The sequence below is a fragment of the Naumannella huperziae genome, from assembly GCF_054073625.1.
On record NZ_JBSXPH010000001.1, the window covers coordinates 1,233,246 to 1,251,780 of the forward strand.

Below are 18,535 nucleotides of genomic sequence, written 5' to 3' on the forward strand. Positions count from 1 at the left end.
AAAGAAGCAACTCAGCCATGACCATGACTGACCCGATCGCAGACATGCTGACCCGTCTGCGCAACGCCAACCAGGCGTACCACGACTCCACCACGATGCCGCACTCCAAGATCAAGGTCGGCATCGCCGAGATCCTGCGCCAGGAGGGCTACATCGACTCCTACGAGGTGCGCGAGCCCGCCGAGGGCGAGGTCGGCAAGTCGCTCGACATCACCTTGAAGTACGGGCAGAACCGCGAGCGCTCGATCGCCGGCGTGCGCCGGATCAGCAAGCCCGGCCTGCGGGTGTACGCCAAGAGCAACGAGCTGCCGAAGGTCCTCGGTGGCCTCGGCATCGCGATCATCTCGACGTCCCACGGTCTGCTGACCGACCGGGATGCGACGACCAAGAACGTGGGCGGGGAGATCCTCGCCTACGTGTGGTGAACCGGACGGAAAGGTAGGAGACAGAACATGTCGCGTATTGGCAAGCTCCCGATCACCGTCCCGTCCGGGGTCGAGGTCAAGATCGACGGCCGGCACGTGGAGGTGAAGGGCCCGAAGGGCACCCTGAGCCACACCATCGCCGAGCCGATCACCGTCGAGCGTTCCGACAACGGCGAGATCGCCGTCAGCCGCCCCGACGACGAGCGAGTCAGCAAGTCGCTGCACGGGCTCACCCGGACCCTGGTGGCCAACATGGTCGCCGGTGTCACCGAGGGCTATGAGAAGAAGCTCGAGATCGTCGGCGTCGGCTACCGCGTGATCTCCAAGGGCCCGGCCGAGCTGGAGTTCAACCTCGGCTTCAGCCACCCGGTCAACGTGAAGGCGCCCGAGGGCATCACCTTCGCGGTGGAGAACCCGACCAAGTTCAGCGTCCAGGGCATCGACAAGCAGGCCGTCGGTGAGGTCGCCGCGAACATCCGCAAGATCCGCAAGCCGGAGCCCTACAAGGGCAAGGGCGTGCGGTACGCCGGCGAGCACGTGCGCCGCAAGGTTGGAAAGGCTGGTAAGTGACGATGGGTATCTCGCTCTCCGCGGGCAAGCACACCGCATCGACCACCGCATCCCGCCGGCGGCGCCAGGTGCGCGGCCGGAAGCGGATCTTCGGCTCGCCGGATCGCCCGCGCCTGGTGGTCACCCGCTCCGCGCGCCACATCCTGGTCCAGGTGGTCGACGATGTCGCCGGCGTCACGCTGGCCTCGGCGTCGACCATGGAGGCCGACCTGCGCGGCACCGACGGCGACAAGTCCGCCAAGGCCAAGCGCGTCGGCGAGCTGGTTGCCGAGCGGGCGAAGGCCAAGGGTGTCGGGGCGGTCGTCTTCGACCGCGCCGGCAACAAGTACCACGGGCGGCTCGCCGCGCTCGCCGATGGCGCGCGCTCCGGCGGCCTGGACTTCTGAAACGACGAGAGGAACTACAGCGATGAGTGGAACCCAGCGCGGCGGCGGCCGCGGGGGCGAGCGTCGCGGCCGGGACGATCGTCGTGGCCGGGACGCCGAGAAGAGCAATTTTGTCGAGCGCGTGGTAGCGATCAACCGGGTTGCCAAGGTGGTCAAGGGCGGTCGCCGGTTCAGCTTCACCGCGCTGGTCGTGGTCGGTGACGGCGACGGCATGGTCGGCGTCGGCTACGGCAAGGCCAAGGAGGTGCCGGCGGCGATCGCCAAGGGTGTCGAGGAGGCGAAGAAGAACTTCTTCCGTGTCCCGCGCATCCAGGGCACCGTCCCGCACCCGGTGCAGGGCGAGAAGGCCGCCGGCGTGGTGCTGCTGCGCCCGGCGTCGCCCGGTACCGGTGTGATCGCCGGCGGCGCGGTCCGCGCGGTGCTCGAGTGCGCCGGCATCCACGACGTGCTGGCGAAGTCGCTCGGCTCGCCGAACGCGATCAACGTGGTGCACGCCACGGTCGCGGCCCTGCAGATGCTGGAGGAGCCGGAGCAGGTCGCGGCCCGCCGCGGCAAGCCGGTCGAGGACGTCGCCCCGGCGGCGCTGCTGAAGGCCGCGCGCGAGAAGCAGGAGGTCGGATCCTGATGGCACGGCTGAAGGTCACCCAGATCAAGTCCGGCATCGGCAGCAAGCAGAACCAGCGCGAGACCCTGCGCAGCATCGGTCTGAAGCGGATCGGCGACGTCGCCGTCAAGGAGGATCGTCCCGAGATCCGAGGAATGCTCGACTCGGTCACGCACCTGGTCAGCGTCGAGGAGGTTGACTGACATGGCACTGAAGGTCCATCACCTTCGCCCCGCCCCGGGCGCCAAGACCGCGAAGACCCGCGTGGGTCGCGGTGAGGGCTCCAAGGGCAAGACCGCCGGCCGTGGCACCAAGGGCACCGGCGCGCGGAAGAACACCCCCGAGAACTTCGAGGGCGGCCAGATGCCGATGCACATGCGGGTGCCGAAGCTGCGCGGCTTCACCAACCCGTTCCGCACCGAGTACCAGGTCGTCAACGTGGCCCGCATCGCGGACCTGTTCCCCGACGGCGGCGAGGTCGGCGTGGCCGATCTGGTGGCCAAGGGCGCGGTCCGCGACGGCGAGCTCGTGAAGGTCCTCGGCAACGGCGAGATCTCCGTCGCCGTACAGGTCAGCGCGCATGCGTTCTCCGGCTCGGCCAAGGCCAAGATCGAGGCCGCCGGAGGCTCGGCGACGCAGCTCTGAGGCGTACCCGTCCGGTCGACGAGGCCCGCTCCCATCTGAGGGGGCGGGCCTCGTCGCGTACCGACTGACGATCAACCCTGCTCGCCCGGGCCGGCGCGCCGCTGTCGCAGCAGCGCCCGGCCGAGCTGCTCGAGCATGGCAATCGCGTCGGCGACCTGGTCCGGATCGGGGTCGCCCATCGCCTCGGTCAGTGCGGCGGCGATGGACGTGGCACGGACCTCGGCGACCCGCTTCGAGATCGTCTGCGCCGGGCTGATCAGAATGCGTCGCCCGTCGGCGGGATCGGGGCTCGCGTCGATCGCTCCCGCGGTCCTGAGGCGCGTGATCGCGCCGGACACCCGGCTCTGCGGCAGCCCGGTGCGGGCAACGATCTCGCTCGCGCTGGTCCCCGGGTGGTCGGCGATGTCGCTCGCCACGATCAATCCCACCCGGACGTCGCCGGTACGCCCATCGGCGGGCAGCGACTCCTCGGCCACCCTCATCAGCACCCGGCCGAGGAGAAACAGATCGACTCCGTTCATGGCACCCACGATACCAATCTCGATCTAGCTGGATGCATCTGTTTGGATATATATTCTTCGCATGCCCACGCTGACCACGCCAGAAGCCACCCTCCACTACCAGCTCACCGGAACCGGCCCGCTGTTGGCCATCAGCCAGAGCGGGGAGGGCGATGCTGACCGCAGCGCGGATCTGATCCCGCATCTCGCCGGGCGCTACCGCGTCCTCACCTACGACCGCCGGGGACTCTCCCGCAGCTCGGGCCGCGCGGGTACGCCCCCGGCATCGATCGCCGATCACGCGAGCGACCTGCATCACCTGCTCGCCGCGGCAACCGACCGCCCGGCGATCCTGCTCGGTTGCAGCCTCGGCGCGGTGATCGGGCTACACCTGGCGGTCGCCCATCCAGGCCAACTGGCGACCCTGATCGCCCACGAGCCGATCGCGCCCTGGCTGCTGCCCGACGACGAGGCGAAACGCCACCGTGCCGAGCTTGCGGAGATCCGCCACCGCTACGAGTCGGACGGGCTCGGCGCGGCCATCACCTACCTCGCGGACACGCTCGGCATCCGGCCGGCTGCCGCCGAGGGCGAGCCGGGGCGGACCGATTTCCCGATGGATGAGAACCGGATCCGCAACTTCGACCATTTCCTCCGCCACGATGTCGCCGCAGCGATCGCCGACGACCTCGATGCCGGATCGCTGGCAGATTCCGGCACTCGCATCCTTCCCGCGGTCGGACAGGCCACCCCGCGAACCGTCCATGACTACCGGTGCGCACTGGCGCTGAGCGCAGTCGTCAACCGCCCGGTGTCGACGTTCCCCGGTGGGCACAACGGAAATCTCACCCATCCGGCGCGGTACGCCCGCGAGGTGCTCAGGGTCCTCGACCTGCAGTAGCGGCCGCCGGCCAGGTCAGCGGGGGAGTTCGACCACGGCCTGGACGGGGAAGTGGTCGGATGGGAAGCGCCCGCCCGGCCGGTAGGGGTTGATGGCCGCGGTGTGGACCCGCACCCCGGGGCTCGCCAGCACCCAGTCGATGCGGGTGCCCTCGGCCACCGGCGCGCGATAGCCGTTGAAGGTGTTCCACTCCTCGGTGAGGCGCTCGTCGGCGGCGGTCCAGGTGTCGGCCAGCCGCCCGTCGCTGACCAGGATCCGGTACGCCTCGGAGTCGAGGGCGGGCACATTGAAGTCACCCGTCACCAACACGGGAAGGTCGGCGAACTGATTGCGGACCAGCGCGTCGATAGTGGCTGCGCTCCTGACCCGCGCCGGCTCGGACTGATGATCGAAATGGGTGTTGATCATCACGAATTCCGTGCCCGTCCGACGATCGGTGAACCGGGCCCAGACGACGATCCGGGTGACCCGGTTGCCCCAGTCGGCCGAGCCGATCAGCAGCGGAGTGTCCGACAGCCAGAACTGGTCCCATTCGAGCAGGTCGAAGCGGTCACCTGCGTAGTAGATCGCCGAGTACTCACCGCGGCTGCCGCCGGCCCGCCCGTAACCGATCGTCCGGTGATCGGGCAGCGCCCGTTCGATCGCGCGAAGCTGGTGGAACAGGCCCTCCTGGATGCCGAGCAGGGCCGGCCGCTCGGTCCGCAGCAGGTCGACCAGCAGCGGCTCGCGCTCGGGCCAGTGATCATCCTGCCCGGGCGTGGTCCGCCCGGTGTCGTAGCGGATGTTGTACGTCATCAGGTGGATCCGGGGCGGTCGCACGGCCTTGCCGATCAGCGGCCGGCCGCCCCGGGCGTGTGCCCGTGTGGTCGGTGCGTTCAGCGCGGCCGCGCCGGCGGCGATGCCGGCGCCGATCAGGACACCGCGACGATTGATGGGGGGCACGTCTGTCTCCTTGGGCTGGGGGCCGTCGGGCTGGGGTTTCCCTCAACCTAGGTACGCCACGATGCCGCCGGGTGGCCGCTCGGTGAACCCGGCGTGACCGGTTGGTGGCCCGGTCGGCGCGATCGGGTTGACTGGGTCCATGTCGGAACTGCGCAAGAGCCTGGGCCTGCCGACCCTGATCGCGCTGGGCGTCGCCGGAGTGGTCGGTTCGAGCTGGATCTACACCTCGTCGGTGTTCTTCGACAGCTATGGCGCGGGCGGGATGATCCTCGGGCTGATCGGCGGTGCGGTGCTCGCCGCCTGCATCGCGCTGGCGTACGGTCGGCTGACCGCGACGATCCCGCGCGCCGGCGGCGAGGTGGTGTGGACCTATACCGCGCTCGGCCGTCCGTTCGGATTCGCCACCGGCTGGCTGCACATCGGGGCCTACATCGCCTCGCTCGCGTTCTATGTCACGGCCTTCGGAACCGTGCTCGCCAAGGCCTTCCCCGGCCTGCAGTCGATCCCGCTCTGGACGATCAACGACGAGCCGGTGCACCTGCCGGTACTGGCGCTCGGCATCGTGCTGACCGCGGTGATCTTCGGCCTGAACTGGCGCGGGGTGCAGCTCGGCGGGCAGGTCCAGGTGGTTCTGTTCGCCGCGATGCTGGCGATCGGGCTGGCGCTCGCCGTGACCGGATTCGCGACCGGTACGCCGGACAACCTGTTCCCGGCCTGGCGCGCCGACCAGGATCCCCTCGGTAGCACGGTACGCATGGTGGTTCCGGGGATCACCTATCTGGCGGGCTTCTCGCTCGTCGCGGTCATGGCGGAGGAGGCGCGGGTGGCGCCGCGGTTGATCGGTCGTGCCGTCGTGATCACGGTCGTGGGAGCGGTGGCCTTCTATGTCGTCGTGCTGGCGGCCACGGCCTGGGTGTCACCGTGGGAGCAGACGGCGGCGGGGAAACTCGGCACCATCACCGCGTTCACCGACGCGGGATTTCCTGCCCTGGGCTGGGCGGCGCTCGGCATCGCGGTGCTGGGGCTGCTGACCAGCTTCATCGGGCTCTTCGTGGCGAGCACCCGAATCGTGCTGGCGCTGGCGCGCGCCGAGCTGCTGCCCCCGGCGCTCGGCCGGATCGATGCGCGCTCCGGCGTACCCCGCAATGCGTGTGTCTTCATCGCCGTGGTGACCGTCGTCCTCGGCCTGCTCGGGCCCGGGGCGATCACCTGGTTCCTCGACGCCGGTGGTGTGTTCCTCGGGTTGGTCTGGGTGCTCGTCGTCGCCGCGTACCTGATCCTGCCCCGGCGGTTTTCGAACCTGCGGCGGCCGGCATCGGCGCTCGGCCTGCTCCCCGTGGTCGGGGCGATCGGTGCCCTCGCGGTGATCGGGTTCGCCCTATGGCCCGGCACCGACCTGTCGCTGGTCTGGCCGGCCGAGCACCTCACGCTGCTGGGCTGGGTGGTCCTCGGTGCGGTGCTGTTCGCGATCACCCGGCCCCGCCGGCCGGCCGAGGAACTGCAACGCCGACTGCTCGGCGAACACGCCGGGACCGTCCTCGGCGAGGGGCGGCCACGAGACGACCCCTCATCCGGTTGATCAACGCAACATTCACGAGGTCGTCACTCCCGGGCCATCCGGGCGTCGCCGTCGACCGATGGGCTACCCCTCATGATCCGTCGCCTCGCTCTGGCCGCCGCCGCGGCCGCCCTCGCCGCCGGCACAGCGGTCGTCCCGCAGTTCGCCGGCCGCGCCGCCGCAGCCCCCGAACCGACGCAGCCGGCCCTGACCGGGCGGGCCACGATCGGCTCGGACTACCTGGCCGAGGGCCCGCGCTCGGGGGCGGAGGTCTCCTCCGACGACACGGGCGTCAGTGGGCCGTTCGACGGTCAGCCGATCCCCGGCTTCTCCGCGATCGTCGACAACGGCGACGGCACGTTCTGGGGGATGCCGGACAACGGCTTCGGTGCCAAGGACAACTCGGCGGACTTCCTGCTCCGCCTCTACCTGATCCGGCCCGACTTCACCACGGGTGAGACCGAGATCATCCGGTTCATCACATTGTCCGACCCGGATCGCGTGCTGGACTTCGAGATCACCAACCCCGACGGCGAGCGGGCGCTGACCGGCGCCGACTTCGACATCGAGTCGGTCCAGCGCCAGGGCGACGGCAGCTTCTGGATCGGCGAGGAGTTCGGGCCGTTCCTGCTGCACGTCGACGCCGACGGCAAGGTGCTGCAGGACCCCGTGCCGCTGCCGGGCGTCGCCTCGCCGCAGAACCCGCTCCTCGACGGCGAGCCCAACCTCCCGCCCAGCGGGGGCTTCGAGGCGATGTTCGCCCGGGGCGGGTTCCTGTACCCGATCCTGGAGAAGGCCACGACCGGCCAGGACTCCCGGTCGCGGACGATCTTCGAGTTCGATCCCACCAGCGGTGAGTACACCGACAACACCTGGACCTACCGCACCGACCGCGCCGACGACTTCGTCGCGGACGCCTATGTCGGCGCCGACGGGATCCCGGTCATCCTGGAGCGCGACAACTTCGACGGCGCGGCTGCCGTGGTCAAGCGGCTGTACGCGCTGCCCGGCTTCGCATCGGCCGCCGCCGACGACACCTTGTCCAAGGAGCTGCGCTTCGACCTGCTGAAGATCGACAACCCCGACAAGATCGGCGCGGGCGACGGCTGGGGGACCGGCGACCCGTTCGCGTTCGGCTTCGTCTCTGTCGAGGTGGCGATCGAGCTGTCCAACGGTCAGGTGCTGATCGCCAACGACAACAACTTCCCCTTCGACGACGCGCGCCGGCCGGGCCGCCCCGACGATGTCGAGCTGATCACGATCGCCGCCGAGCCCGTCACCGCGCAGGCCAACCCGAACAAGGTGATCGCCCACCGCGGCGCCAGCGGCTACCGCCCGGAGCACACCCTGGCCGCCTACGAGCTGGCGATCCAGCAGTGCGCCGACGCCATCGAGCCCGACCTGGTCTCGACCGCCGACGGCGTCCTGGTCGACCGGCACGAGAACGAGATCTCGGGCACCACCGATGTCGCCGACCGCCCCGAGTTCGCCGACCGCAAGGCCACCAAGACGATCGACGGCGCCGAGGTGACCGGCTGGTTCACCGAGGACTTCACCCTGGCCGAGCTGCGCACCCTGCGGGCGAAGGAGCGGCTGCCGGAGCTGCGGCCGGGCAGCGCGGAGTTCGACGGGCTGTATGAGGTGCCGACCTTCGACGAGGTGATCGAGTTCGCCCAGAACTCGCGTACCTGCACCGGGAAGCCGGTCGAGATCGTCCCCGAGATCAAGCACGGCAGCTACTTCGACTCGATCGGCCTCTCCCAGGAGGAGAAGGTGGTCGAGGATCTCACCGAGCACGGGCTCGCCGACGCGGCCGACCTGGTCACGATCCAGAGCTTCGAGGTGGGCAACCTGGTCGAGCTGAACGGTCTGGTCGACGTCGAACTAGCCCAGTTGATCAACTGCTCGGGAGCACCGGCCGATCAGCCGGAGCGCCCCTACACCGAGCTGGTCACCCCCGAGGGGCTGGCCGAGATCGCCGGCTACGCCGACCAGATCGGGCTGTGCAAGGACGTGATGATTCCGCGGGACGAGGCGGGCAGGTTGCTCAGCCCCAGCCCGGTGATCGCCGATGCCGAGGCCGCCGGCCTGGAGACGGTCGGGTGGACCTTCCGCGCCGAGAACCAGTTCCTGCCCGCCCAGTTCCGCTCGAGTGACAACCCGGCCGAGGCCGGCGACCTGGCCGGCGAGATCTGCGCCTTCGTGGGCGCCGGTCTGGATGTCGTGTTCTCCGACCAGCCAGACCTCGCGGTCGCGGCCGTCGGCGACTGTGCGCCGGACGGTCCCTCGGCCAGCCCGAGCGGCGACCCGTCGGCCAGCCCGAGCGGCGACCCGTCGGCCAGCCCGAGCGACGAGCCCTCGACCAGCCCGACCAGCCCGGCCAGCCCGACCGGTGCTGCCACGACGGGTCCGAGCGAGGACCCCGGCGCTCCCGCACCGGGCGGCGGCCAGCCGCTGGCCGACACCGGTGCGCTGTTGCCGGTCGGCGTCCTGGCCGGTGCGGTGGTGGCGCTCGGCGCGGGCGCGGCCCTGATCGGGCGGCGACGCGGCTGACCGCAGGCCGCGTTGACACGGGTGCGCGGTGCTCCTAGGTTCCATCCGATCATCGACCAGGAGGCCCGCTCGTGCCCGCAGGTTCTTCGTTGTCCCGTCTGGCCGAGCTGAGTACCGCGCAGAGCCGGTCGATCAGCCCGGAGAACTTCGACGGATCCCGCGGCGGCGGCGGCCGGGCCACCGAGGGCACCCTGGCCCATGCCGCCCGCGACCTGGGACAGGGCTGGAAGATCTCCCCGTCGATCATGCTGAACGCGGGACAGACCGCCGAGCTCGGGGTGATCGACGAGCCCGGTCGGATTACTCACCTCTGGGCGACCACGCACCCGGAGCACTGGCGCGCGCTGGTGCTCCGGGCGTACTGGGACGGTGCCGACGAGCCGGCGATCGAGGTGCCGTACGGGGACTTCTTCGCCCAGGGCTGGGGCATCTTCGCCCAGATCAGCTCCGAGCCGGTGGCCGTCAACCCGCACGGCGGCTTCAACAGCTACTGGCCGATGCCGTTCGCCTCGGCCCGGCTGACCCTGGAGAACACCGGCGAGAAGGACGCCATGGTCTTCTACCAGATCGACTACGAGATCGAGATCGGCGATCCCGGCCCGTCGCGGCTGCACGCCCAGTGGCGCCGGAGCAATCCGCTGCCGTACGCCGAACTGCACCCGATTCTCGGCCCGATCAGCGGCCGCGGACACTATGTCGGCACCTACCTGGCGTGGGGCGTGAACAGCCCGGGCTGGTGGGGCGAGGGTGAGCTGAAGTTCTTCCTCGACGGCGACGACGAGTTCCCGACCATCTGCGGCACCGGCACCGAGGACTATTTCGGGGGTGCGTGGAACTTCGACATTCCCGGGCAGGGCTACACCGAGTACAACAGTCCCTACCTCGGTCTGCCCCAGGTCATCCGCCCGGACGGCCTGTACCGCTCCCAGCAGCGGTTCGGCATGTATCGCTGGCACATCCCGGACCCGATCCGCTTCCGGGCCGACATCCGCGTCGACGTCCAGGCGCTCGGCTGGCGCAGCGGCGAGCGCTACCTGCCGCTGCGCGATGACATCGCCTCCACGGCGTTCTTCTATCTCGATGCCCCCGTCGCCGCCCGGCCGCCGGTGCCGACCTTCGACACCATGGAGGTGCTGACCGGCTGAGCCTCCCGCGGATTGTGGGCGGTCGGCCAGGGCTTGATAGTCTCGCCCGGGTTGCCGCGTGCCCGCATGCGGCCGCCGTCCGAACGACAGGCACGCCGCACGGCGCGCCACGACTGCCAACGAGGAGAGGGCTCGGTGCTATCCGCCTTCGCGAACGCGTTCAGGTCGCCTGATCTGCGGATCAAGATCCTGTTCACGCTCGGCATTGTTGCCATCTTCCGGCTCGGCTCGGTCATCCCGGTGCCCAATGTCAACATCCAGCGCCTGAACGAGTGTCGGCAGCTCGGCATGACCGGCGGCATCGGCGGAGAGGGCAGCCAGCAGATCTATTCGCTGATCAACCTGTTCTCCGGGGGCGCGCTGCTGCAACTGGCCGTTTTCGCGCTCGGCATCATGCCCTACATCACGGCGTCCATCATCTTGCAGTTGATGACCGTGGTCATTCCCAAGCTGGACGAGATCAAGAAGGAAGGGGCGGCCGGGCAGACCAAGATCACCCAGTACACCCGCTATCTGACGATCGTCCTCGCCATCCTCAACTCCACCGCGTTCGTCTCGCTCGCCGTGAGCGGCGGGCTGTTCCCCGGTTGCGACGGGCTGGTCTATGAGACCTCGCTGTTCCCGATCATCGTGATGGTGATGACGATGACCGCCGGAACGGGCCTGGTGATGTGGCTCGGCGAGCTGATCACCGAGAAGGGCATCGGCAACGGCATGTCGATCCTGATCTTCACCCAGGTTGCCGCGACCTTCCCGAGCGCGCTGTGGGCCATCAAGGAGGCCCAGCCGGGGCAGGCCGGCTGGGTGACTCTGGTGCTGGTCGTCGCGATCGGCCTGCTGGTGATGTCGGCCGTCGTCTACATCGAGCTGGCGCAGCGCCGGATCCCGGTGCACTACGCCAAGCGAATGGTCGGCACGCGGATGTTCGGCGGCACCTCCACCTACATCCCGATCAAGGTGAACCAGGCCGGCGTCATCCCGGTCATCTTCGCCTCCTCGCTGCTCTACATCCCGGTGCTCTACTCCCAGTTCGATCCCACGGGGCCGGTCTCGAGCTGGGTGCAGAACAACCTGGTGCAGGGCAATCACCCGATCTACATGGCGGTCTTCTTCGTCCTGATCATCGCCTTCGCCTACTTCTATGTCTCGATCACCTTCAACCCCGAAGAGGTCGCCGACAACATGAAGAAGTACGGCGGCTTCATCCCCGGCATCCGCGCCGGCGCGCCGACCGCTCGCTACCTCGGCTATGTGCTGAGCCGGCTGACCGCCCCCGGCTCGCTCTATCTGGCCGTCATCGCGCTGCTGCCGACCTTCGCCTTCGCGTTCCTGCCCGGCGCCAACCAGAACTTCCCCTTCGGCGGCACGTCGTTGCTGATCATCGTCGGCGTCGGCATCGATACCGTGAAGCAGATCGAGAGCCGACTGCAGCAGCGCAACTACGAGGGCTTCCTGCGATGATCCCGCAACACCACCGGCTGCGGCCGGTCACCGAGAGAGAGGGGACGCACGGATGCGTCTGCTGATCATGGGCCCGCCCGGGGCCGGCAAGGGCACACAGGCGAAGGGCATCGCGGAGCGCTACGGCGTACCGGCAATCTCCACCGGTGACATCTTCCGCAGCAATGTCGCCCAGCGCACGCCGCTCGGCCTGGAGGTGGAGCGGATCATGCACGCCGGCGGCTATGTGGGCGACGACATCACCAACCAGATCGTCGCCGACCGCCTCGCCGAGGAGGACGCGCGCCACGGATTCCTGCTCGACGGCTACCCGCGTACCGTCGCCCAGGTCGCCGCGCTGGACGAGTTGCTCACCGCGCGCTCGGCGCAGCTCGATGCGGTGATCTGCCTGGAGGCCGACCGGGACGAGCTGGTCGCGCGGCTGGTGAAGCGGGCCGAGTCCGAGGGCCGCGCCGACGACTCGGAGGAGGCGATCCGGGTACGCCAGCAGGTCTATGCCGACGAGACCGCGCCGCTGCTCGATGCCTACGCCGAGCGCGGGCTGTTGATCCGCATCGACGGTCTGGGGTCCGTCGACGAGGTCGGGCAGCGGATCGCGGACGCCCTGGACGCTCGGGGCTGACCGGGGGTTGTGATGTTCGGCGGACGCCGGGTGGAGATCAAGACACCCGAGCAACTGCTCGCGATGCGGCGGGCCGGCAAGGTCGTGGCCCAGGCCCTGATGGCGACCACGGCGGAGGTACGCCCCGGCATCACCACCGGCGAGCTCGATGCCATCGCTGCCGGCGTGATCGCCTCCGCGGGAGCCACGCCGTCCTTCCTCAACTACGGGGAGGAGCACGGCGAGGGCGGCTTCCCGGGCGTGATCTGCGTCTCCGTGAACGACGAGGTCGTGCACGGGATTCCCGGCGACCGGGTGTTGCGCGAGGGGGATCTGGTCTCGATCGACTGCGGCGCCATCGTCGACGGCTGGCACGGCGACGCCGCGCGCAGCGTCTTCGTCGGCCAGCCCGCGACCGCCGAGGCGGCCGAACTGTGCCGGGTCACCCACGATGCCTTGTGGGCCGGGATCGGCGCGGCGAAGCTCGGCGGCCGGGTGACCGACATCAGCGCCGCCATCGAGGGCCTGGTCCGCTCCCGCGACGTCGACTACGGCATCGCCGAGAACCTGGTCGGTCACGGCATCGGCTCGCAGATGCACATGGAGCCGAACGTGCCGAACGAGGGCAAGCCGGGCCGCGGGCCGCGGATCGTCGAGGGGATGGCGCTCGCCATCGAGCCGATGCTGACGCTCGGTACGCCGGTCACCGCGACCCTGGACGACGACTGGACCATGGTCACCCGCGACGGATCCTGGGCCTGCCACTGGGAGCACACGATCACCGTCACCGCCGACGGGCTGTGGGTGCTCACCGCCGAGGACGGCGGGGCGGCCATGCTGGAGCGCCTCGGCCTGCCGTTCGGCCCGCTCGCCGACTGAGGTATCGCAGCTCCGCCCCTGTCGTCGTCCGATCGCGGTGCTAGCGTCGTCCGGAACCAACGTCGAAGGGTGGCGAGATGGGCAGTCTGTGGCATCCGTTCGCGCAGATGGGCGCGGTCGAACGCGACGGCGCGTTCGTCGTCGCGCGCGGCGAGGGCAGTCACGTCTTCGACGCCGAGGGCAGGCGCTACCTCGATGCCACCGCCGCGCTGTGGTACGCCAATGTCGGGCACGGGCGTACCGAGATCGCCGAGGCGGTGGCCGACCAGATGTCGAGGATCGCCGCCTACACGGGGTTCGGGGACTTCGCGACCGATGTCACCGAGCAGCTTGCCGAGCGGCTCGCCGGGATCGCCCCGGTGCCCGGCTCCAAGATCTTTTTCACCTCCGGCGGTTCGGACTCGATCGAGACCGCCGCCAAGCTGGCCCGCCGCTACTGGGCCGAGATCGGCCAGCCCGGCCGGCACACGATCATCGGGCGGCAGAAGGCCTACCACGGCAGCCACTGGGCGGGGACGGCGCTCGGCGGGATCCCGCCCAACCAGGAGGGCCTCGGCGGCCCGTTGCTGCCCGATGTCGCCCACGTCTCCTGGGACGATCCGGAGAACCTGCGCGGCACGATCGAGCAGGTCGGCGCGGAGAATGTGGCCGCCTTCTTCTGCGAGCCGGTGATCGGTGCCGGCGGGGTCTATCCGCCGCCGGAGGACTATCTGCTGCGAGCGCGCAAGATCTGCGCCGAGCTGGACGTGTTGTTCATCGCCGACGAGGTGATCACCGGCTACGGCCGGATCGGCGGGTCGTGGTTCGCCTCCACCCGTTTCGGGCTGGAGCCGGACCTGATCACCACGGCCAAGGGCCTGACCTCGGGCTACCTGCCGATGGGGGCGGTGCTCGTCGCGCCCCGGGTCGCCGAGCCGTTCTTCACCGGGCAGGCGTGGTTCCGGCACGGCTACACCTACTCCGGGCACGCCGCATCCGCCGCCGCCGGGCTCGCCAATCTGGCGATCATCGAGCGGGAGAATCTGCTGGAATCGGCGCTCGGCCTGGAGGCGAAGCTGATGCAGCGGCTGGCCCCGATCGGCGAGCTGGACGCGGTGGCGGAGATCCGCGGCGGCGTCGGCGCGCTCGCCTCGGTGCAACTGGCCGACCCGGCGACCGCGGCCGCCGTCTCGCGCGAGCTGCGCGACGCGGGGGTGATCGCCCGGCCGATCGGCGTCGGCGCGTTGCAGATCTCGCCGCCGTTGATCTTCACCGACGACGATCTCGACGAGCTCGTCGCCGGGCTGCAGACGGTGCTGGGCTGAGCGAGGGGATACGGGTGCGACATGATCAGGATCGGAGTGATCAGCCCCCACGACATGGCGCTGGACCGCGAGCTGTGGGAGTACGCCCCGGCGAGCGTACTGCTGCACCTGACGCGGTTGCCGGAGCGCAGCCATGTCGTCGACCTGGCCATGGTCAGCGAGCTCAGCGACACCGATGACCTGGTGGTCGCCGCGCGCAGCATCGCGGCGGTGGCGCCGGTGGCGTATGCCTATGCCTGCACCTCCGGCAGCTTCGTCGGCGGCGTGGCCGGCGAGCGGCGGATCTCCCGGGTGATCAGCGAGGCGGTCGGCGTACCCGCGGTGACCACGTCCGGCGCCCTGCTCGAGGAGCTGGCCGTCCGCCGGATCAGCTCGCTGTCGGTCGTCACCCCCTATCGCGCCGAACTCAGCGACCTGCTGGCGGCCTTCCTGGTCGAGGCCGGACACCGGGTGGTCGATTCGCGCGGGCTGGGCCTGGATCGCGACATCTGGAACGTCCCGTACGCCACGACGGCCGACCTGATCCGCGCGGCCGACAACGATCTCGCCGAGGCGATCTTCGTCAGTTGCACCAACCTGCCGACGCGCGCGATCGTCGACGACCTGTCGAGCGAGCTCGGCAAGCCGGTGCTGACGGCCAATCAGGTGACCATCGACGGGGCGGTCCGCGCGGCCGCCGGCCCGTTGCCCGTCGCCGCCGGGCTCTGAGCCGGGTCAGCCGCGGAACAGCCGCCCGGGGCCGGCGTCGGGGGTCGCGACGTCGGCCAGCACCATCCCCTGCCAGGCGGTGACCTGGTTGGCGGTCAGCACGGTGGTCCCGAGCTCGTCCTCCAGCTCGTCGATCAGGCGCGCGGTGCGCAGCGCCGTGTCCGGCAGCAGCAGGGCGTCGGCGCCGGCGCGGTCGACGCTGCGCGCCAGCTCGCGTACCCCCGCGTCGCCGACCCGTCCGGCGTCCTCGCCCGAGGGGATGTCGTGGCTGGTCAGCGCGGTGACCGCGACCCCGGCGCCGTCGAGAAAGTCGGTGAAGGCCGCCGCCACGTCCGCCGGATAGGTCGCCGCCACGGCGACCCGGTCGATGGCCAGCCGGGCCAGCGCGGCGGCGAAGGACAGGGATGTCGAGGATGCGGGTACGCCGGCCGCGACCGCGAGTCGATCCGCCTGCGCGCGGGCGCCGTCCCAGCCGTAGACGAAGCTGCCCGAGGTGCAGGCCCACATGACCGCGTCCGCCGCTCCCGCGGCAGCGGCCGCCGGATGCAACTGATCGTCGGCGCCGAGCGCCCGCAACGACTCGACGTCGTGCAGCGTGGGGCCCTCCCAGGTGTGGGTGACGGGCAGGTCGACGCCCAGCCGCTCGGCCAGCACGGGGTAGTCGTCCTCGGCGCTGTGGCCGGGGTAGAGCATCGCGATCCGCCTGGTCATGGTTACAGTGTCACTGGCTGGTCGATTGTTGACAATAAAGGTGTGTGGGAAGGTTCACAGATGACCCAGGAGCTGCGCTGGCTCGGTGCTGGTGAGCTGGCCGAGGCGTACCGGTCGCGGCGGCTCGACCCTGTCGAGGTGGCGGCCGCGCTGCTCGACCTGGCCGAGGCCGACCGCACCAATGCGTTCTGCCTGATCGATCGCGACGAGACGCTGGCACAGGCCGCCGCCGCGCGCGACCGGTTCGCGGCGGGTACGCCGGCCGGACCGCTGGACGGCGTACCGGTGTCGATCAAGGACCTGCTCTACACCGCCGGCTGGCCGACGCTGCGCGGCTCGGAGTTGATCACGCCGGAGTCCGAGCCCTGGACCGAGGATGCCCCGGCGGTCGCCCGGCTCCGCGAGGCGGGCGCGGTGCTGCTGGGCAAGGTGACGACACCGGAGTTCGGCTGGAAGGGCGTCACCGACAGCCCGCGCACCGGCGTCACGACCAACCCCTGGGACCGCACCCGCACCTCGGGCGGCTCGTCCGGCGGGTCGGCGTCGGCCGTCGCGCAGGGCATCGGCCCGTTGTCGATCGGCACGGACGGCGGCGGATCGGTACGCATTCCCGGCGCGTTCTGCGGCATCGTCGCGATGAAGCCGACCTACGGCCTGATCCCGCTGTGGCCCGCCAGCCCGTTCGGTACGCTCAGCCACGCCGGACCGATGACCCGCAGCGTCGCCGACGCCGCCGTGGCGCTCGATGTGATCACCGGATTCGATCATCGCGACTGGTCGGCGATGCCGACCCCGGCGACCAGTTTCACCGATGCCCTCGGGGCCGATGATCTTGCCGGGGTGCGCGTGGCGTACAGCCCGGACCTCGGCTATGGGCGCAACGAGCCCGGGGTGCAGGTAGCGGTCGAGCGGGCCGTGGCGCGGCTCGCCGAGCTCGGCGCGAGTGTCGAGCAGGTCGAGCTGGGCTGGGACGATCCCGCGGATGCCTTCCACGTCTTGTGGTTCAGCGGTGCGCGGCAGGTAGTGGCGGGCTACGGACCGGGGGCCGAGGAGCGGATCGATCCCAAGATCAGGGCTGCGCTGGGGCGGCACGGCCCGTTCAGCGCGGACGACTACATCGCGGCGAATGCCCGCCGGATGGATCTCGGCCAGCGGATGGGCCGGCTGCATCGCGGTCACGACGTCCTGGTCACCCCGACGTTGCCGCGGGTGGCCTTCGAGGCCGGCGTCGACGTGCCGGAGGGATCGGCGAGTCAGGACTGGACCTCGTGGACGCCCTACACGTATCCGTTCAACCTGACCCAGCAGCCGGCGATCACCGTGCCCTGCGGGCTGGTCGACGGCCTGCCGGTCGGGCTGCAGGTGGTGGGCGCCCGGCATCGCGATGATCTTGTGCTGCGGGTTGCCGATGCCTACGAACGACATGCCGATCTCGGGCCGGTGCGGCCGCCCGAGCCCGGGGAGGGGAGCTGAGATGGCCGATCGTTTTCTTCGCGTCGGGCTGCGCAATCGCGGCGTGAGTTGCCGCGCGCTGCTGCTGGACGAGGCGGCACCGCGTACCGCACGGGCGGTCTGGGATGCCTTGCCGCTGGGCGGGCAGGTCTATCACGGCAAGTACGCCCGTAACGAGATCTATGCGTTGTTCCCGAAGTTCGCCGAGGGCGAGCCCGGGCCCGAGAACACCACGATCACACCGATCCCGGGCGATCTTTGCTACTTCACCTTCGCCGGTGATCTCGGCAACCCGGCCTACGGCTACGAGGATGCCTCCGCCGCCCGCGAGCACGCGACCGTGATCGACCTGGCCGTCTTCTACGGACGGAACAACTTGTTGATCAACGGTGATGTGGGCTGGGTGCCGGGCAATGTCTTCGGCACGATCGTCGAGGGATTGGACGAGCTTGCGGCCGCCTGTCAGGACGTCTGGATGGGCGGTGCGCGGGGCGAGGAGCTGTACTTCGAACGCTGGGAGGACTGATGAGCACGCTGCGTCCGGTGGTTCGCGAGTCGACCCCGTCACTGATCGCCCGGCAGTTGCGCGCGGCGATTGCCGACGGGCGGTTCGCGCCCGGGCAGCAGCTTGCCGAGGCCGAGCTGGCCCGCGAGCTGGGCGTCAGTCGGGGCCCGCTGCGCGAGGCGATGCAGCGACTCACCCAGGAGGGATTGCTGGTCAGTCATCGCAATCGCGGGCTGTTCGTGATGGACCTCGACCCCCAGGCGGTGCGCGACATCTACCTGGCGCGCACGGCGATCGAGCGGGCGGCGGTCGAGCTGTTGATCAACGACGGAGGCGCCAGCGCCGAGAGCCTGCTCGACGTGGTCGCCGAGATGCGCGAGTTGGCGGGCGCCCCGAATTCCACCGAGATGTCCGAGGCCGACCTGCGCTTCCACGAGCGGCTGGTCGCGCTGGCCGCCAGCCCCCGGTTGCTCAGGATGCACGAGACCCTGCTGACCGAGACCCGGCTGTGCCTGACCCGGATGCAGGGAACCTATGACGACAACGAGAAGCGGGTGGCCGAGCACGATGCCATCGCGCGAGCCGTGCTGGCCGGCGACCTCGAGCAGGCCAAGACCCTGCTCGCCGCCCACATGGAGGACGGGATGCAGCGCGTCCTGGGCGAGACGGAACGGTGACCTGATCG

Annotated in this window: 21 protein-coding genes; 18 read left to right on the top strand and 3 right to left on the bottom strand. The window is 70.1% G+C overall.

Annotation, left to right across the window (positions count from 1 at the left end; all coding sequences use genetic code 11):
- Nucleotides 1–17: 17 nt before the first annotated feature.
- From rpsH to rplO, 6 genes are read left to right on the top strand one after another with little or no spacing between them, the layout of a single operon-like run.
- A complete protein-coding gene (rpsH, locus tag ACXDC7_RS05850) occupies nucleotides 18–425 on the top strand; it encodes a 30S ribosomal protein S8 (protein ID WP_179444401.1) in 408 nt (135 codons plus the stop codon).
- A 27-nt stretch (nucleotides 426–452) separates the two neighbouring features.
- Complete coding sequence (gene rplF, locus ACXDC7_RS05855) at nucleotides 453–995, top strand: 50S ribosomal protein L6 (protein ID WP_179444400.1); 543 nt, start codon at nucleotides 453–455, stop codon at nucleotides 993–995.
- Between the two features lie 2 nt (nucleotides 996–997).
- Nucleotides 998–1,381 carry a 50S ribosomal protein L18 gene (gene rplR, locus ACXDC7_RS05860; RefSeq protein WP_179446428.1) on the top strand — a complete coding sequence of 128 codons (384 nt, stop codon included), beginning with the start codon at nucleotides 998–1,000 and terminating at the stop codon, nucleotides 1,379–1,381.
- Between the two features lie 22 nt (nucleotides 1,382–1,403).
- A complete protein-coding gene (gene rpsE / locus ACXDC7_RS05865; protein WP_179444399.1) occupies nucleotides 1,404–2,006 on the top strand; it encodes a 30S ribosomal protein S5 in 603 nt (200 codons plus the stop codon).
- Nucleotides 2,006–2,188 carry a 50S ribosomal protein L30 gene (rpmD, locus tag ACXDC7_RS05870; protein WP_179444398.1) on the top strand — a complete coding sequence of 61 codons (183 nt, stop codon included), beginning with the start codon at nucleotides 2,006–2,008 and terminating at the stop codon, nucleotides 2,186–2,188. The genes rpsE and rpmD overlap by 1 nt, the downstream gene beginning before the upstream one ends.
- Before the next feature lies 1 nt (nucleotide 2,189).
- Nucleotides 2,190–2,630, top strand: coding sequence for a 50S ribosomal protein L15 (gene rplO / locus ACXDC7_RS05875; protein ID WP_179444397.1), 441 nt, complete (start codon nucleotides 2,190–2,192; stop codon nucleotides 2,628–2,630).
- 71 nt (nucleotides 2,631–2,701) lie between these two features.
- Here the strand turns inward: rplO and ACXDC7_RS05880 are convergent, their stop codons facing one another.
- Nucleotides 2,702–3,151, bottom strand: a complete 450-nt coding sequence (locus ACXDC7_RS05880) for a MarR family winged helix-turn-helix transcriptional regulator (RefSeq protein WP_459221511.1) — start codon at nucleotides 3,149–3,151, stop codon at nucleotides 2,702–2,704.
- A 61-nt stretch (nucleotides 3,152–3,212) separates the two neighbouring features.
- Here ACXDC7_RS05880 and ACXDC7_RS05885 point away from each other — a divergent pair, with 61 nt between their 5' ends.
- Nucleotides 3,213–4,031, top strand: coding sequence for an alpha/beta fold hydrolase (locus ACXDC7_RS05885; RefSeq protein ID WP_459221512.1), 819 nt, complete (start codon nucleotides 3,213–3,215; stop codon nucleotides 4,029–4,031).
- Between the two features lie 15 nt (nucleotides 4,032–4,046).
- Here the strand turns inward: ACXDC7_RS05885 and ACXDC7_RS05890 are convergent, their stop codons facing one another.
- Entirely contained in the window at nucleotides 4,047–4,973 is a 927-nt protein-coding gene (locus ACXDC7_RS05890; protein ID WP_459221513.1) for an endonuclease/exonuclease/phosphatase family protein, read from the bottom strand.
- A 139-nt stretch (nucleotides 4,974–5,112) separates the two neighbouring features.
- Here ACXDC7_RS05890 and ACXDC7_RS05895 point away from each other — a divergent pair, with 139 nt between their 5' ends.
- The 8 genes from ACXDC7_RS05895 to ACXDC7_RS05930 all read left to right on the top strand — a co-directional run bounded on the left by ACXDC7_RS05895 (nucleotide 5,113) and on the right by ACXDC7_RS05930 (nucleotide 15,182).
- On the top strand, nucleotides 5,113–6,552 hold the full coding sequence (locus tag ACXDC7_RS05895; RefSeq protein WP_459221514.1) for an APC family permease: 1,440 nt from the start codon (nucleotides 5,113–5,115) through the stop codon (nucleotides 6,550–6,552).
- A 72-nt stretch (nucleotides 6,553–6,624) separates the two neighbouring features.
- Complete coding sequence (locus tag ACXDC7_RS05900; RefSeq protein ID WP_459221515.1) at nucleotides 6,625–9,084, top strand: esterase-like activity of phytase family protein; 2,460 nt, start codon at nucleotides 6,625–6,627, stop codon at nucleotides 9,082–9,084.
- Between the two features lie 71 nt (nucleotides 9,085–9,155).
- Nucleotides 9,156–10,229, top strand: a complete 1,074-nt coding sequence (locus tag ACXDC7_RS05905; protein ID WP_459221516.1) for a glycoside hydrolase family 172 protein — start codon at nucleotides 9,156–9,158, stop codon at nucleotides 10,227–10,229.
- Nucleotides 10,230–10,364: 135 nt separating this feature from the next.
- Entirely contained in the window at nucleotides 10,365–11,690 is a 1,326-nt protein-coding gene (secY, locus tag ACXDC7_RS05910) for a preprotein translocase subunit SecY (RefSeq protein WP_179444392.1), read from the top strand.
- A 52-nt stretch (nucleotides 11,691–11,742) separates the two neighbouring features.
- Nucleotides 11,743–12,312, top strand: coding sequence for an adenylate kinase (locus tag ACXDC7_RS05915; protein WP_179444391.1), 570 nt, complete (start codon nucleotides 11,743–11,745; stop codon nucleotides 12,310–12,312).
- A 12-nt stretch (nucleotides 12,313–12,324) separates the two neighbouring features.
- Nucleotides 12,325–13,170: a type I methionyl aminopeptidase gene (map, locus tag ACXDC7_RS05920; protein WP_459221517.1), complete on the top strand. Its 846-nt coding sequence runs from the start codon at nucleotides 12,325–12,327 to the stop codon at nucleotides 13,168–13,170.
- A gap of 77 nt (nucleotides 13,171–13,247) precedes the next feature.
- The gene (locus ACXDC7_RS05925; RefSeq protein ID WP_459221518.1) at nucleotides 13,248–14,474 is read left to right on the top strand and encodes an aminotransferase family protein; all 1,227 of its coding nucleotides are present in this window, start codon (nucleotides 13,248–13,250) and stop codon (nucleotides 14,472–14,474) included.
- 21 nt (nucleotides 14,475–14,495) lie between these two features.
- On the top strand, nucleotides 14,496–15,182 hold the full coding sequence (locus ACXDC7_RS05930) for a maleate cis-trans isomerase family protein (protein WP_179444388.1): 687 nt from the start codon (nucleotides 14,496–14,498) through the stop codon (nucleotides 15,180–15,182).
- Nucleotides 15,183–15,188: 6 nt separating this feature from the next.
- On the opposite strand, the gene ACXDC7_RS05935 is transcribed toward ACXDC7_RS05930, so the two are convergent.
- Entirely contained in the window at nucleotides 15,189–15,893 is a 705-nt protein-coding gene (locus tag ACXDC7_RS05935; RefSeq protein WP_459221519.1) for a maleate cis-trans isomerase family protein, read from the bottom strand.
- A 60-nt stretch (nucleotides 15,894–15,953) separates the two neighbouring features.
- Between ACXDC7_RS05935 and ACXDC7_RS05940 the strand changes: the two genes are divergently transcribed.
- Genes ACXDC7_RS05940 through ACXDC7_RS05950 form a run of 3 tightly spaced genes read left to right on the top strand, consistent with a single transcriptional unit; the run spans nucleotide 15,954 to nucleotide 18,527 of the window.
- Nucleotides 15,954–17,366, top strand: a complete 1,413-nt coding sequence (locus ACXDC7_RS05940) for an amidase (RefSeq protein WP_459221520.1) — start codon at nucleotides 15,954–15,956, stop codon at nucleotides 17,364–17,366.
- A 1-nt stretch (nucleotide 17,367) separates the two neighbouring features.
- Entirely contained in the window at nucleotides 17,368–17,871 is a 504-nt protein-coding gene (locus tag ACXDC7_RS05945) for a DUF3830 family protein (protein ID WP_459221521.1), read from the top strand.
- Complete coding sequence (locus tag ACXDC7_RS05950; protein WP_179444384.1) at nucleotides 17,871–18,527, top strand: GntR family transcriptional regulator; 657 nt, start codon at nucleotides 17,871–17,873, stop codon at nucleotides 18,525–18,527. Before ACXDC7_RS05945 ends, ACXDC7_RS05950 begins: the two co-directional genes overlap by 1 nt.
- Nucleotides 18,528–18,535 lie beyond the last annotated feature (8 nt).

Excerpts from the sequence above, each read along its gene's own strand:
- rpsH (WP_179444401.1), top strand. The coding sequence starts at position 18 with ATGACCATGACTGACCCGATCGCAGACATGCTGACCCGTCTGCGCAAC.
- rplF (WP_179444400.1), top strand. The coding sequence starts at position 453 with ATGTCGCGTATTGGCAAGCTCCCGATCACCGTCCCGTCCGGGGTCGAG.
- rplR (WP_179446428.1), top strand. The coding sequence starts at position 998 with ATGGGTATCTCGCTCTCCGCGGGCAAGCACACCGCATCGACCACCGCA.
- rpsE (WP_179444399.1), top strand. The coding sequence starts at position 1,404 with ATGAGTGGAACCCAGCGCGGCGGCGGCCGCGGGGGCGAGCGTCGCGGC.
- rpmD (WP_179444398.1), top strand. The coding sequence starts at position 2,006 with ATGGCACGGCTGAAGGTCACCCAGATCAAGTCCGGCATCGGCAGCAAG.
- rplO (WP_179444397.1), top strand. The coding sequence starts at position 2,190 with ATGGCACTGAAGGTCCATCACCTTCGCCCCGCCCCGGGCGCCAAGACC.
- ACXDC7_RS05880 (WP_459221511.1), bottom strand. The coding sequence starts at position 3,151 with ATGAACGGAGTCGATCTGTTTCTCCTCGGCCGGGTGCTGATGAGGGTG.
- ACXDC7_RS05885 (WP_459221512.1), top strand. The coding sequence starts at position 3,213 with ATGCCCACGCTGACCACGCCAGAAGCCACCCTCCACTACCAGCTCACC.
- ACXDC7_RS05895 (WP_459221514.1), top strand. The coding sequence starts at position 5,113 with ATGTCGGAACTGCGCAAGAGCCTGGGCCTGCCGACCCTGATCGCGCTG.
- ACXDC7_RS05900 (WP_459221515.1), top strand. The coding sequence starts at position 6,625 with ATGATCCGTCGCCTCGCTCTGGCCGCCGCCGCGGCCGCCCTCGCCGCC.
- ACXDC7_RS05915 (WP_179444391.1), top strand. The coding sequence starts at position 11,743 with ATGCGTCTGCTGATCATGGGCCCGCCCGGGGCCGGCAAGGGCACACAG.
- map (WP_459221517.1), top strand. The coding sequence starts at position 12,325 with ATGTTCGGCGGACGCCGGGTGGAGATCAAGACACCCGAGCAACTGCTC.
- ACXDC7_RS05925 (WP_459221518.1), top strand. The coding sequence starts at position 13,248 with ATGGGCAGTCTGTGGCATCCGTTCGCGCAGATGGGCGCGGTCGAACGC.
- ACXDC7_RS05930 (WP_179444388.1), top strand. The coding sequence starts at position 14,496 with ATGATCAGGATCGGAGTGATCAGCCCCCACGACATGGCGCTGGACCGC.
- ACXDC7_RS05935 (WP_459221519.1), bottom strand. The coding sequence starts at position 15,893 with ATGACCAGGCGGATCGCGATGCTCTACCCCGGCCACAGCGCCGAGGAC.
- ACXDC7_RS05940 (WP_459221520.1), top strand. The coding sequence starts at position 15,954 with ATGACCCAGGAGCTGCGCTGGCTCGGTGCTGGTGAGCTGGCCGAGGCG.
- ACXDC7_RS05945 (WP_459221521.1), top strand. The coding sequence starts at position 17,368 with ATGGCCGATCGTTTTCTTCGCGTCGGGCTGCGCAATCGCGGCGTGAGT.
- ACXDC7_RS05950 (WP_179444384.1), top strand. The coding sequence starts at position 17,871 with ATGAGCACGCTGCGTCCGGTGGTTCGCGAGTCGACCCCGTCACTGATC.